Source organism: Streptococcus sp. P25B114, from assembly GCF_053010325.1.
In genome coordinates this window covers 78,110-90,905 of the sequence record NZ_JBRKNW010000002.1, presented here as the reverse complement: position 1 = coordinate 90,905, position 12,796 = coordinate 78,110, and the positions used below count along the sequence as shown (strand labels likewise).

At 44.2% G+C, this 12,796-nt stretch carries 15 protein-coding genes; all 15 read right to left on the bottom strand.

Features of this window, described 5'->3' with window-relative positions; translation table 11 throughout:
- Window positions 1-42: 42 nt before the first annotated feature.
- The 15 genes from ACVC7T_RS01675 to ACVC7T_RS01605 all read right to left on the bottom strand — a co-directional run bounded on the left by ACVC7T_RS01675 (window position 43) and on the right by ACVC7T_RS01605 (window position 12,784).
- Window positions 43-327 carry a hypothetical protein gene (locus tag ACVC7T_RS01675; RefSeq protein WP_394731913.1) on the bottom strand — a complete coding sequence of 95 codons (285 nt, stop codon included), beginning with the start codon at window positions 325-327 and terminating at the stop codon, window positions 43-45.
- Between the two features lie 15 nt (window positions 328-342).
- Entirely contained in the window at window positions 343-621 is a 279-nt protein-coding gene (locus ACVC7T_RS01670; RefSeq protein ID WP_105123284.1) for a hypothetical protein, read from the bottom strand.
- A 16-nt stretch (window positions 622-637) separates the two neighbouring features.
- Complete coding sequence (locus ACVC7T_RS01665) at window positions 638-892, bottom strand: hypothetical protein (protein ID WP_105123283.1); 255 nt, start codon at window positions 890-892, stop codon at window positions 638-640.
- A gap of 154 nt (window positions 893-1,046) precedes the next feature.
- Window positions 1,047-1,373 (bottom strand): YkvA family protein, encoded by a 327-nt coding sequence (locus ACVC7T_RS01660; protein WP_238140778.1) that lies wholly within the window; start codon window positions 1,371-1,373, stop codon window positions 1,047-1,049.
- 89 nt (window positions 1,374-1,462) lie between these two features.
- The gene (locus tag ACVC7T_RS01655; RefSeq protein WP_447262355.1) at window positions 1,463-2,422 is read right to left on the bottom strand and encodes an ROK family glucokinase; all 960 of its coding nucleotides are present in this window, start codon (window positions 2,420-2,422) and stop codon (window positions 1,463-1,465) included.
- A gap of 84 nt (window positions 2,423-2,506) precedes the next feature.
- The gene (locus tag ACVC7T_RS01650) at window positions 2,507-2,842 is read right to left on the bottom strand and encodes a hypothetical protein (RefSeq protein ID WP_170239277.1); all 336 of its coding nucleotides are present in this window, start codon (window positions 2,840-2,842) and stop codon (window positions 2,507-2,509) included.
- 1 nt (window position 2,843) lies between these two features.
- A complete protein-coding gene (locus ACVC7T_RS01645; protein ID WP_394731915.1) occupies window positions 2,844-4,712 on the bottom strand; it encodes an ABC-F family ATP-binding cassette domain-containing protein in 1,869 nt (622 codons plus the stop codon).
- Window positions 4,705-5,916 carry a CCA tRNA nucleotidyltransferase gene (locus tag ACVC7T_RS01640; RefSeq protein WP_447262354.1) on the bottom strand — a complete coding sequence of 404 codons (1,212 nt, stop codon included), beginning with the start codon at window positions 5,914-5,916 and terminating at the stop codon, window positions 4,705-4,707. The genes ACVC7T_RS01645 and ACVC7T_RS01640 overlap by 8 nt, the downstream gene beginning before the upstream one ends.
- Window positions 5,913-6,680 carry a 4-hydroxy-tetrahydrodipicolinate reductase gene (dapB, locus tag ACVC7T_RS01635; RefSeq protein WP_125265474.1) on the bottom strand — a complete coding sequence of 256 codons (768 nt, stop codon included), beginning with the start codon at window positions 6,678-6,680 and terminating at the stop codon, window positions 5,913-5,915. The genes ACVC7T_RS01640 and dapB overlap by 4 nt, the downstream gene beginning before the upstream one ends.
- 8 nt (window positions 6,681-6,688) lie before the next feature.
- A complete protein-coding gene (locus ACVC7T_RS01630) occupies window positions 6,689-7,540 on the bottom strand; it encodes a DegV family protein (RefSeq protein ID WP_105111973.1) in 852 nt (283 codons plus the stop codon).
- Window positions 7,541-7,915 (bottom strand): DUF1149 family protein, encoded by a 375-nt coding sequence (locus ACVC7T_RS01625; RefSeq protein WP_105111974.1) that lies wholly within the window; start codon window positions 7,913-7,915, stop codon window positions 7,541-7,543.
- 94 nt (window positions 7,916-8,009) lie between these two features.
- On the bottom strand, window positions 8,010-9,965 hold the full coding sequence (locus ACVC7T_RS01620; RefSeq protein WP_447262353.1) for a PTS fructose transporter subunit IIABC: 1,956 nt from the start codon (window positions 9,963-9,965) through the stop codon (window positions 8,010-8,012).
- The gene (gene pfkB, locus ACVC7T_RS01615) at window positions 9,962-10,873 is read right to left on the bottom strand and encodes a 1-phosphofructokinase (RefSeq protein ID WP_447262352.1); all 912 of its coding nucleotides are present in this window, start codon (window positions 10,871-10,873) and stop codon (window positions 9,962-9,964) included. The genes ACVC7T_RS01620 and pfkB overlap by 4 nt, the downstream gene beginning before the upstream one ends.
- Window positions 10,870-11,619: a DeoR/GlpR family DNA-binding transcription regulator gene (locus ACVC7T_RS01610; protein WP_447262351.1), complete on the bottom strand. Its 750-nt coding sequence runs from the start codon at window positions 11,617-11,619 to the stop codon at window positions 10,870-10,872. Before ACVC7T_RS01610 ends, pfkB begins: the two co-directional genes overlap by 4 nt.
- Window positions 11,620-11,722: 103 nt before the next feature.
- Window positions 11,723-12,784, bottom strand: coding sequence for an aminotransferase class I/II-fold pyridoxal phosphate-dependent enzyme (locus ACVC7T_RS01605; RefSeq protein WP_447262350.1), 1,062 nt, complete (start codon window positions 12,782-12,784; stop codon window positions 11,723-11,725).
- Between the last annotated feature and the right edge of the window lie 12 nt (window positions 12,785-12,796).

Sequence of the window (12,796 nt, the reverse complement as noted above, 5' to 3'; positions counted from 1 at the left end):
ATACTTTTTTTGACCCAAAAATTCCAGAAGCAAGCTAGAGTTCTATGGAGTGAAGAGGTAAGTGTTACCCATATACATGGCCAATGTTGCGGTCAGAAAATAGCAAACGATGAAGAGTAGGGCAATAATGGTATGTCTAGGCTTTTTATGATAGATAGCTACTGGTAGCAGAGCCATTCCCAGCAAGGGGACAATTTTAAAACATGCGGTATAGGCCCACTTTTCCAGATGAAACCAATTTTCCATGGGTAACCATATACTGAGCCAAATCAGACATCCCAGGCCGATAATGAAACAGCTAAACAAATCCAAACTTTTCTTTAGCATACTGCTACTCCTTTCTTAGGGACCAAACAAGAAGTAACCAACGAACATGGTGATGAAAAAGGATAGGATAAAGGCAATGGAGAGAGCTGCCTGCCACACCTTCTTTGTGAAGAAGGACAAAATCAGCGTTACAAGTCCAATCGGTGGCAGGATGTAAAAAACAACTACAGAACCCCAGCTAGAAGGGAAGAACCAATGACGAATCCAGTTATCTAGAAAGAATCCTGATAACCAAAAGAGGGTCCCCGCTATAAGTAGATAGTGGGAAACTTGGTGTAGATTCCATTTTTTCATGATTTACCTCCAATTTTTAAGGACCAAAGAGCATCGATAACAATCCAATGTAAAATGTTAAAAATGGGCTAATGATCAGAAAGAGACAGATAAGCATGTGGGGAATCTGCTTGGTGTAGATGGCCCAAGGCAATACTACTGCTCCAACAAAAAACACACCAAATGTATTAAACCATTGAAAATTTAGGGCAGGAAAGAAGATTGTCGCATAGAGTAAAAATCCCAAAACCAGCACATAGCCTTGATAGCGGACGATATGATCTTTTGACATGATAGACCTCCTCGAACCTTTCAGCCATCTATAGCCACGAATAAAGAACGCCTTCTCCGATAATTTGCAATATCAATATTTCTACATTTTCATTATATATGATTCTGATTTGTTTTGAAAGACAAAACAATTAAAAACTGTGACAGCGGATAGGCTACTTAAAAACTTTTACTAGGACGTAGATAATCAAGGCCCATAGAAAAATGATTGGAAGACCATAGTACCACTTCTTGGGTTTGCCATCTTTCCAAAGGTCCTCAGCGGCCAATCGGTGATTGTCAAGTATTTCCTTGGGTATAAATCGAATGGTCAAGGCCACCAATAAGGGCAATAGAATAATGTCATCCAAACAGCCCAAAACTGGGATAAAATCTGGCACTAAATCAATGGGCGACAAGGCGTAGATTAAGGTTAAGCCTGCAAAAAATTTAGCGACAAGAGGGGTCTCCCTGTCCCTGATTGATAAAAATAGGGCTGGCAAATCTTTTTTTAGCTGTTGAGCTTGTTTCTTTAAAATCCATATTAGAACCTTTCTTCTAAAAAAGACAGAGTTTCCTCTGCCTGATTTACTTATTTCAAAACCAATGACGCTGCACCAATAACCCCGGCATCATTGCCAAGTGTTGCAAGAGCCAACTTAGTTGATTCCTTAATCGGTGGGAAGACTGTCTCTTCAAAGACCTGGCGAACACCGTCCAAGAGGAAGTCGCCTGCAGCTGATACACCACCACCGATGACAATGTAGGCTGGATTTAGCGTCGCTGCAATGTTGGAGCAAGCTGTTCCTAGATAGCGAGCAAAGTTGCGGTAGACAATCTGAGCTAGGTCATCACCTGTTTTTGCTAAGTCAAAGACATCCTTAGCTGTCACATCTTGACCATCATCAATGAGTTTCTTCAACTCAGAATCACCAGCATACTGGGCTGCATAACGGCGAGTCAAATTGACAATACCTGTCGCTGAGGCAACCGTCTCCAGGCAACCTGGCTTACCACATGTACACATGATAGGGTCTTCAAAATCAACCGTCAAATGGCCAAGTTCGCCACCTGCACCGCGTGATCCGCGAATCAGATTTCCAGCAGCAACAACACCACCACCGACACCAGTTCCCAGCGTCATGAAGACCACGTCAGGATTATTCTCGCCGGCACCGACCCACTGCTCACCCAGAGCTGCTACGTTGGCATCATTGTCAATAAAGAAAGGCAAACCAAGTGCGGTCTCAAACTGTTCACGGACCAGCTGCAAGGTCTTCCAGTTGAGGTTATAGGCACCAATCACAGTACCAGCTTTGCTATCGACCACGCCAGGAGAACCCATACCAATTCCCAAGAAATCATCCTTGGTCAGATTGTGGCTCTCAAAATGATCTTTGATACTCTCGATAATATCCGGAATGATATGGCTGCCCTCATCCAAAATGTTGGTCTTGATGGACCATTTTTCCTGGATTTCGCCAGCAGTCGTTAAAATAGCCAATTTGACAGATGTACCGCCAAGGTCAATACCGATAATTTTCTTTGACATAATCATTACCTCACTTCATTTTCTCTATTATACCACAATGCAAACCTTTTCGTAAAGCCCTTTCAAACAACTTGTACGGACAATTTATCTAAAAAGATAAATCAGAACTAGAAATTGAATATGGAGAACAAAGCGCCCAACACTCAGCAACATAGCAGCTATAAAATTAGTTCCTTCCTTGGTCCCATTGAAGAGAAAAAGCGTAGAAATAAAGGTAAAACCAAGGGCAAAACCAATCATCTGGAAGGCATGGTAGCTTTGACTGTAATAATAAAGGGTTACTGCCAGCACAAGCATTGCCAAAAATGTCAAACTCAGCCGCAGCAGGTTCATCTTTTTGGTTTTCAGAAAGCTATAAAGGGCTGAAACCAATGTGACCAGTAGGTAAAGGGCCATGTAGCCTATGATAAGAGTTTTCATCCTAGCCCTCCATCTCACTCAAATACTCAAAGCGCTCGTACTTCTCCAAGAGCTGCTCATTTTTCTGGTCCAGCTCCTTCTGCAGGTCCGACAATTTGGTAAAATCACTGCCACAGGTCAACATTTCCGCCTCAATGGCTTCGATCCGCTCCTCCAAACCAGCAATCTCATCCTCAATGGTTGCCCACTCCTGCTTCTCAAAATAGGACATCCGCTTCTTGTTCTCTCTGACCTTCTCGATTTTCTCCTTTGGTTTTTCCAAAGAAATAGCAGAGCTGGAAGCCAAAAAGGCCTTTTCATCCAGATAGTCCGTGTAGTTTCCAAAGAAGGTCTGGATACCACCGTCTTCAAAAGCAAGGATTTTATTAGCAACCTTGTCCAAGAAATAACGATCGTGGCTGACGGTGATGACAGGACCAGCAAAACCTTGCAAGAAATGCTCCAAGACTGTCAAAGTCGCTATGTCTAAGTCGTTTGTCGGCTCGTCCAGAAGCAAGACATTAGGCCGTTCCAGAAGGATTTTCAGCAGATAGAGCCGCTTTTTCTCCCCACCCGACAATTTTTCAATCAGTGTACCATGGGTATTACGCGGAAAGAGGAACTGCTCCAAAAGTTCAGCAATAGACACCATGCCCGATGTAGTCTTGGCTTCTTCTGCCACTTCCTGCAAGAAATTGATGACCCGCTTGCTCTCGTCTAATCCACGAATATCTTGAGAAAAATAACCGATACGAACCGTTTCTCCGATGTCTACCTTGCCTGCATCAGCCTGCAAGTCGCCTGCAATCAGATTGAGCAGGGTGGATTTGCCCTTACCATTATCACCGACGATGCCGATACGGTCCTTGTTTTGGATTAGCAGGCTAAAATCCTGTAAAATCGGCTTTCCAGGATAAGAAAAGCTGACCTGCTCAAACTGAATAACCTTTTTACCGATTCGGCTGGTTTCAAAATTGATTTCAAGACTTGAGTCATCAATAGTTTGATGAACCTGGTTCTTGAGGTCATGGAAACGATTGATACGGGCTTGTTGCTTGGTGGCACGAGCCTGGGGCTGTCTCCGCATCCAGGTCAACTCCTGCTTGTAGAGCTGTTCTTTCTTGTGACGGAGAGCTGCATCCCGCTCGTCCTGCTCCGCTTTTAATCGAACATAGTCCTGGTAATTCCCCTGATACTCGGTCAAACCGGCCTTGTCCAATTCAAAGATGCGTGTGGCAATATTGTCCAAGAAATAGCGGTCATGGGTGATAAAGAGGACAGACTTTTTGGTGTTTTTCAAAAAGGTCGTCAACCACTCAATGGTCTCAATATCCAGGTGGTTGGTCGGCTCATCCAAAAGTAGGAGGTCGTCATTGCCCAGAAGAACCTGAGCCAGCTGTACACGGCGACGCAGGCCGCCAGATAAATCCGCCACCTTGCTGGTCACATCCTGTAATCCTAATTTTGACAGAACCGTCTTGACTTGGCTTTCAATTTCCCAAGCATTGAGGGCATCCATCTCTGCCATGACTTTTTCAAGTTGAGCCTGACTCTTATCGTCATAATTTGCCATGAGCTGCTCGTATTGGCGAATAAGCTGGATTTCTCGCAAATCGGATGACAATACCGTGTCCAGAACGGTATTGCTCTCATCAAAATCAGGCTCCTGGGTCAGATAGGCCATCTGAAAATCATTCTTACTGGTAAAGGGTGAAATATCTCCATCGAAACCAAGCTTGCCTGAAATCACATCCAAGAGCGTTGTTTTACCAGTGCCATTGACCCCTATAATCCCAATGCGGTCGCCTGGGTGGATGATAAAGGAAATCTTTGAAAAGACGGTCTTGTCGCCGACAGACTTGGTCAAATTTTCAACGATAAAATCACTCATTACTTAAAAACTCCTTTACAAAAGCCATGATGTCCTCTTCTGAGTTGGCCAAATTCCCCTCGACAATCTCATACTCCACTGCATTTAGGACCTGACCCAAGAGAGGACCAGGCTTGACAGCTAGATTCTTCATAATCATGCCACCATTCACAACAATCTCATGTCGTTCATGGATAATCAAGTCCTTATCGAGTTGAGCAATCTCTTCAAAATCAACCGAGAGCCCCAGAGCCTGACGCAGGTTTTCGACCAGTTCAATCATTGTCCTACCGTATTCGTAAGCCATCTGCTTGGTCACTGGTCCTGTCTGGCGGTGCTGATAAATTTCCACCAATTGCACGACCGTCCGTTGAAATTCATTGCTGGTTTTCCATTTTTTGAGGAAGGACTTGATGTTGTCCACTTTCAGACAGACAAAGAGCATGGCCCAGGCCTGTTCAGAAGTTTCAAAGATGAAATCTGCCTGCAAGCTAGATAGCATTTTCTCCAATTCCTGCCCTTTTCCAGCCAAATCTGGTAAAAAATCAAAGGCTTTAGAATCAATCATAGCCTGCAGCCCCTTGCGCCAATGGGGTGCCGTCAGCAATTTATCAAATTCGATAAAAATGCGTTCCACAGAGATTTTTTCCAAAAGCGGTGCTGTTTCCTGCATGGCCTCAAATGTTTCTTGTTCAATCTCGAAGTTCAGACTAGCCGCAAATCGAAAGCCACGCATGATTCGCAGGGCATCTTCATTGAATCGCTCTGCAGGGATTCCTACTGCTCGCAAACGCTTCTGCTCCAAATCTTCTAGTCCAGAAAACAAGTCGATGACCTGAGCATGTTCATCCAAGGCAAAGGCATTGACTGTAAAATCACGGCGTCTGAGGTCTTCTTCTAGTGAACGGACAAAAGAAACCTGGCTAGGCCGGCGGAAGTCCACGTAATCCTCCTCCGTCCGAAAGGTCGTAATTTCGTACTCCTTATGCCCTTCCAGAACCAAGACCGTTCCATGTTCAATCCCCACATCAATGGTCCGTGGGAAGATTGCTTTGGTCTCCTGCGGATAGCTGGATGTTGCAATGTCCACATCGTGAATGGTTCTTCTCAAAATGGCATCGCGGACCGATCCACCCACAAAATAGGCCTCAAAACCTGCGGCCTTAATTTTCTCTAAAATCGGCAAAGCCTCCTGAAATTCAGAAGGCAGATGTGTTAATTTCATAGTAAATGTTCCAAACCATATACAAGTTGCTGGCGTTTGACAACCTCTTTTATACCGAGATTGACACCGCTCATGAAGGAGACACGGTCATAAGAATCATGACGAATAGTCAATCCTTCTCCCTGGGCACCGAAAATTACTTCTTGGTGGGCCACCAGACCTGGCAAGCGAACAGAATGAATACGGAATCCATCAAATTCTGCACCACGAGCTCCGGCAATCAACTCTTCTTCATCGGCTGCACCCTGTGGCTGCGCCTGACGGACTTGCGAAATCAACTCAGCAGTCTTAATAGCTGTTCCACTTGGAGCATCCTTTTTCTTGTCATGATGCAATTCGATGATTTCCAGATTAGGGAAATACTTGGCAGCCTGTGCTGCGAATTGCATGAGCAAGATAGCTCCGATAGCAAAGTTTGGCGCAATCAAGCCACCCAAGCCTTTTTCAGCCGAAAGTGCAGTCAGTTCGTCGATTTCTTTCGGTGTAAATCCAGTCGTTCCAACTACTGGCGCAAAGCCATTCTCCAAAGCAAAGCGTGTGTTTTCATAGGCAAATTTGGGCGTGGTGAAATCCACCCAGACATCAGCATCTAGCTCTGCAACTTCTTCTTTTGTCTTAAAAACTGGCACGCCATCCACTTCTGTCTCAGTGGCAAATGGGTCTACCAAGGCAGCTAGACTAAGGTCTGCATCTCCCTTGACCATCTCAACCGCTGTTGAGCCCATTTTTCCCTTAAAACCTGCAATAATTACCTTAATTGTCATGTAAACTCCTATTCGATAATGGGCGAAATCCCGAAAGCAATGGCCCCTTCACCCAAATGCGTCCCGATAACGGAACCAAATGACACGATTGGCAACTGACTAGTCACACCAGCCTGCTCCAACTGTTCTTTGAAACTATCTGCCTTTTCTGGGCAGTTGGCATGAATAATAGCCAGCTGGTAATTGCCGTCGGATGTTTTTTCTTGAAGAATTTCCAAGAGACGTTTGACAGCCTTTTTCTCCGTCCGAACTTTCTCGTATACTTCGATTTTCCCTTCATCCGTAAAATACAAAATCGGCTTGATACTGAGAAGGTTGCCGAGAATGGCTGCTGCGTTGGACAAGCGACCACCCTTGACCAAATGATCCAGGTCGTCCACCATGATAAAGGCGGACGTTTGGGCAATTTGTTGATCCAGTTTGGCACAGATTTCCTCAAAAGACTGACCAGCTGCTGCCCATTTCAATACATTTTCCACCATCATACCCAGTGGAGCTGACGTGATTTTGCTATCTGGAAAGGCGATTGTCAGCCCCTCAAATTCATCTGCCAGATATTGGATATTTTGGTAAAATCCAGAAATCCCTGATGAGAGAAAGAGACCGACTGCATGCGTGTAGCCGTTGGCTTGCAGGGCTGTCAAAATTTCTTCCAACTCTAAGAGACTGGGTTGGCTGGTTTTTGGCAAATCCTCGGAGGCTGCCATCTTTTGATAAAATTCTTCGGCAGTCAGATTTTGTCCTTCGACAAAGGATTCCTCATCAATGGTGACCGGAATAGGCAAAACAAATACATCTTTGTTTGCAAGCGTCGTCGGCTGCAAGACGGCCGACGAATCCGTAATAACTGCTAATTTCATTTAGAACTCCAAATTGATACCTGGGGCATCGTAGGCTATTTCAGTAACATCGTAGGTCATGCGTTTCAGCATGTCTAAGAGAGGAGATACCAACTCTTTTTTCTCATCTTCAGTAAATTCGGTTGGTTCATTGATAATGCGACCGTCCACATGGACACCTTGGCTAAAGGCACCAGAAATCACATGATGATTCAAGACAATCATAAAGCGCAAGATAACAACCATGGTTGTCCGCTGTGCTTCTTCGTCCCTATTGACCAATTGAAAATCAACTTTCAAGCCAGTTTTTGGCTCACCATGCTCTTTTTCCCATTCTTTGTTGCGAGCATCAAAGTGATACTGGTTGACAAATTCTTTATCGCGAATGATTTTCATTTTCAAGACTCCCCTTAAACAATAATACTCACATTATACCATAAACCTTGTGAAATAGCTAAAAAACCTTGCCAGGAGACAAGGTTTTAGTTGATTATTTTGGTTGGCGAAGAGCTCCGTAAAGGACACCAGACACAACCGCACCAATCAATACGTAAAGGATGTAAAGTAGTGGGTTAGAGGTCAAAGCGATAACGAAGATACCACCGTGTGGCGCCATCAATTGAATGCCTGACAAACCTACCAAGGCACCTGCAAGGGCAGAACCTGCGATAAAGCTTGGGATTGCACGAGCTGGGTCAGCAGCACCAAATGGAATCGCACCTTCAGTGATGAATGAAAGACCCATAACAATGTTTGTCAAACCTGAGTTACGCTCTTCTTGCGTGAATTTATTTTTGTAAAGAAGGGTTGCAACGAATACTGCCAACGGTGGAACCATACCACCTGCCATAACCGCTGCCATGGCAACAGAACCACCGTCTGCAACAGTTGCTGCAAGGGTACCCGTACCGAAGACATAAGCTGCCTTGTTGACTGGACCACCCATATCGACTGCCATCATACCACCGAGGACAAGCCCAAGGAGAATAGCAGAGCTACCTTCAAGACCTGCAAGGAAGTTGTTCATACCAGTGTTGATAGCTGCCATTGGGATGTTGACAAAGAACATCAAGAAACCAGTGATAGCTGTACCCAAAAGTGGCAAGAGCAAGATTGCATTCAAACCTTGGAGTGATTTTGGCATGTTACGCAAAGCGTTACGAAGAACGAGCACTACACCACCAGCAAGGAAACCACCAACAAGGGCACCCAAGAAACCAGATGATACACCAGCAAGGGCAAGGGTTTCTTCACCACCAGCTGCGTAAGGGATTTTACCGAAAGCAAGACCGCTGCTAGCGATTGCACCAGCTACGAAACCAGCAACCAAACCTGGTTTTTCAGCGATTGAGTAAGCAATGTAACCTGCAAGAAGTGGCAACATGAAGCCAAAAGCTGCTCCACCAATCTTCATGAACATAGCTGCGATTTCGTTGTATGACCCCAGGCTACCAAGACTGTCGCTTGGTACACCGAGCAAGTTATCAAACAAGAAAGCAAGGGCAATCAAGATACCGCCACCAATAACGAATGGCAACATTTGAGAAACACCGCTCATCAAGTGTTTATAGAATGCTTTACCAAGGCTAAGTTTTTCTGAAGATTCCACAGTAGCTGCTCCTTCTGACGCTGTGTAGGCTGCTGCTTTACCGTTCAAGATGGTGTTAATCAATTCTTCTGGTTGTTTGATACCAGCTGCGACTGGACGAGATACCAATGGTTTGCCATTGAAACGAGGCATGTCAACAGCCTTATCTGCTGCAATGATAACACCTGCTGCATTCTTGATGTCTTCAGCAGTTAGTTTGTTACCAACCCCAGACGCACCGTTTGTTTCAACCTTGATGTCAACACCCATCTCAGCAGCTTGCTTCTTAAGAGCTTCTTCTGCCATGTAAGTGTGAGCAATACCAGTTGTACATGCTGTAACGGCAACGATAAATGGACGGTCACCACTTGGAGCTGTAGCAACTTCTTCAATCGCCTTGTCAGCGGCTTCAGCTGTATCAAAGACTGCAATCACTTCTTCAGGATTTGTTGCCGCACGAAGTCTATCAGCAAATCCAGCTTTCATCAAGTATTTAGACAATTCCGCAAGGGCAGCCAAGTGCGTGTCGTTGGCACCTTCTGGAGCTGCAATCATGAAGAACAAGTCAGTTGGTTGACCATCAAGACTTGCATAGTCAACACCCTTGTTTGATTTTGCAAAGAGAACAGTCGCTTCTTTTACAGCCGCATTCTTAGCATGTGGCATAGCAATTCCATCACCGAGACCTGTAGTAGTTTGTGCTTCACGGTTCATAATACCTGTTTTGAATACATCAAAATCCGTTACATAACCTTTGTCAACCAAGCTAGTGATCATTTCATCGATAACAGCTTCCTTGCTTGTCGCTTGCAAATCAAGCAACATGACATCTTTTCTCAAAACGTCTTGAATTTTCATAGTGTTTCTACCTCAACTTTTTCATAAGTTTCCTTAATAAATTCGATACTTGCCAAATCATCTGAAAAGGCTGTTGCCGTACCGCAAGCAACTCCCCATTTGAGGGCTTCGATTGGGTCTTGTGAGCAAACGTATTCACCTGTAAAACCTGCCACCATGGAATCTCCAGCTCCGACAGAGTTTTTCACCGTACCCTTGATTGGTTTGGCAAAGTAGGTTGCTGTCGGAGTAACCAACAAAGCCCCATTCCCTGCCATAGAAATGATAACATTCTGAGCCCCCATGTCTAAGATTTTCTTAGCATAGGTTTCAATGTCAGCTATCCCCTTCAGTTCAACATTGAAAATAGCTTCCAACTCGTGATTATTTGGTTTAACCAAAAGCGGTTGGTATGCAAGTGAATCCAGAAGCGTTTGCCCTTCAAAGTCACAAACTACCTGAGCACCCGCTTTTTTCGCAACTGGAATCAGTCTGTTATAGACTTCATTACCAAGGCTAGCAGGTGCTGAACCAGCAAAGACAACTGTGTCATCTTTAGTCAATCCAGCTAAAACCATTTCTAGTTCTGCCAATTGTGTATCAGTCACAATTGGACCTAAACCGTTGATTTCCGTTTCTTGGTCGGCCTTGATTTTCACGTTAATCCGTGTATCTTGGTCAACTTGAACGAAATCGGTATCAATGCCTTCAGCAACCAATCCATCTTTGATGAACTGACCGGTAAAACCTCCTAGAAACCCTGTCGCTGTGTTTGGATAGCCCAATCGCTTCAAGACACGGCTGACATTGATTCCCTTACCGCCGGCATACTTATCGTCACTCTCCATACGATTGACACTGCCCGTTTCGACATGGTCTAAACGAACGATATAGTCAATCGCTGGATTGAGCGTAACTGTATAAATCATACCTCGATTACCCTCGTTTTTTCTTTTAAGATGTCCAACAAACTGCTTTCTGAAGATTGGCAGATAATGTTGGATTTTTCGATTGCCGCAACTTTAACAAAGGAGAATTGACCAATTTTTGACGCATCTACAAGAACATAGCTTTCTTTGGCATTGTCTATGATAGTGCGTTTGATGGTCGCTTCCTCAATATCTGGCGTTGTAAAATAGTTTTTATCAATACCATTCATTCCCAAAAAGGCCTTATCAAAATTGAGCTGTCGAATTTGTTCCAAAGCCATGGCACCTACTGAAGCATCTGTCGATTGCTTGACATAACCACCTATAATAATGGTCTTTATCTTGCGTTCAACCAACTTGACAGCGTGGTTAATGGAATTGGTTACGACTGTCAGGTTTTCCTGTTGAAGATAATCAATCAGTAAACTAGTCGTTGTTCCTGCATCAAGGAAAATCACATCGCCGTCCATAATCAACTGAGCTGCTCTTTCAGCAATCATCCGTTTTTCTTGAACGTTTTTGACTGATTTTTCAAGAATGGATTCTTCCAGTTGCAATTTAGCTGGTGCTTCTGCACCGCCATGTACTCTTCGAAGTTTCCCTTCATTCTCTAACTCATCCAAATCCCTACGAACAGTAGATTCGGATGTTTCTAGAATATCAATCAATTCTTCCAATCTGACAAATTGTTGTGCTTGAATGCGTTCTAATATGACTTGCTTGCGTTCTGATTTGAGAATGTCCAACACCTCCTGCAATCGTTTACAAAAACCATTATACACTAAAAACTGTCATTGTCAATCATTTTCTAGCAAATTCTTTCAAAAAATATCAAAAAACAGCAGGAAATTAAATTCCTGCCACTTCTTTTATTATTTTCTTCATTGCATCCATTTCTTCTGGTCGTCCGATAGCCATACGAATGTGATTGGCAAGGACGCCTTGGGAATAATATTTGAAATTCCAGTCTTTGGTAAGGGCGAATTCGTACAAATCCTTGCTCCAAGGCGCAGAAAAGGTCACAAAATTCGCTTGGCTAGGTAAAACACGGCAATCAGGAATAGCCTGTAAGAATTCGATAAACGCAGTGCGTATAGATTTCAGCTCTGCTATTTTTTCAATAACCAAATCCCTATGAGCTAAGGCTAGTGTGCCGATTTTCGCCGTGACATTGGACAAACTATAGGGCGGAATAATCTTGTCCAGCTCAACAATCAGTTGCTCCTGAGCTACCGCAAATCCGAGCCGGATGCCAGCTAGTCCGAAGGCCTTGGACAGGGTGCGCAGGACAATCAGATTGTCATACTGGTTGATTTTCTCTACAAAACTACTGCTGTCCGCAAACTCGATATAGGCCTCATCAATAACGACCAGACCATCGAATTGGGCGATAATTTTCTCGACTTGGACTGAGTCAAATGCGACTGAAGAGGGATTGTTAGGATTGGAAAACATGATCATCTTGGCCTTGACTGATTTGGCATACTCCAGCAAATCATCCGCCTTGAGAACAAAGGTTTGCTTGTCTTGTGGCAGGTCGTAAGAGACAAACCGACTGCCATGTATCTGATTGTAGACCTCGTACATGAAAAAGTCTGGATTGATGGTCAAAAAGACCTCATCGTGCTTGAGGGCGCCGATAATAATCATATGCACCAGAAAATCCGACCCGACTCCTGCTGTCACTTGTTGAGGCTGGATACCGAGATAATCGGCATAGATTTCAATCAATTCTGCGTAGCGATTGTCACCGTAAAAAGTCAATTCGCCCGCTTTCAATTGCTCCAAACTTTCCTCCAACAAAAAAGTCCAATCAATCAGGCGGTTTTCATTGTCGCCCAGATTGTGAACTGCCTGTCCCGGTAATTTATAGGGTTCTAAATCTTGTAAATCATCTCTAAATACTGTCATGCTTGCTCCTAA

Bases quoted from the DNA above. Each gene is read 5' to 3' on its own strand.
- ACVC7T_RS01675 (WP_394731913.1), bottom strand. From the start codon at position 327: ATGCTAAAGAAAAGTTTGGATTTGTTTAGCTGTTTCATTATCGGCCTG.
- ACVC7T_RS01670 (WP_105123284.1), bottom strand. From the start codon at position 621: ATGAAAAAATGGAATCTACACCAAGTTTCCCACTATCTACTTATAGCG.
- ACVC7T_RS01665 (WP_105123283.1), bottom strand. From the start codon at position 892: ATGTCAAAAGATCATATCGTCCGCTATCAAGGCTATGTGCTGGTTTTG.
- ACVC7T_RS01655 (WP_447262355.1), bottom strand. From the start codon at position 2,422: ATGTCAAAGAAAATTATCGGTATTGACCTTGGCGGTACATCTGTCAAA.
- ACVC7T_RS01650 (WP_170239277.1), bottom strand. From the start codon at position 2,842: ATGAAAACTCTTATCATAGGCTACATGGCCCTTTACCTACTGGTCACA.
- ACVC7T_RS01645 (WP_394731915.1), bottom strand. From the start codon at position 4,712: ATGAGTGATTTTATCGTTGAAAATTTGACCAAGTCTGTCGGCGACAAG.
- ACVC7T_RS01640 (WP_447262354.1), bottom strand. From the start codon at position 5,916: ATGAAATTAACACATCTGCCTTCTGAATTTCAGGAGGCTTTGCCGATT.
- dapB (WP_125265474.1), bottom strand. From the start codon at position 6,680: ATGACAATTAAGGTAATTATTGCAGGTTTTAAGGGAAAAATGGGCTCA.
- ACVC7T_RS01630 (WP_105111973.1), bottom strand. From the start codon at position 7,540: ATGAAATTAGCAGTTATTACGGATTCGTCGGCCGTCTTGCAGCCGACG.
- ACVC7T_RS01625 (WP_105111974.1), bottom strand. From the start codon at position 7,915: ATGAAAATCATTCGCGATAAAGAATTTGTCAACCAGTATCACTTTGAT.
- ACVC7T_RS01620 (WP_447262353.1), bottom strand. From the start codon at position 9,965: ATGAAAATTCAAGACGTTTTGAGAAAAGATGTCATGTTGCTTGATTTG.
- pfkB (WP_447262352.1), bottom strand. From the start codon at position 10,873: ATGATTTATACAGTTACGCTCAATCCAGCGATTGACTATATCGTTCGT.
- ACVC7T_RS01605 (WP_447262350.1), bottom strand. From the start codon at position 12,784: ATGACAGTATTTAGAGATGATTTACAAGATTTAGAACCCTATAAATTA.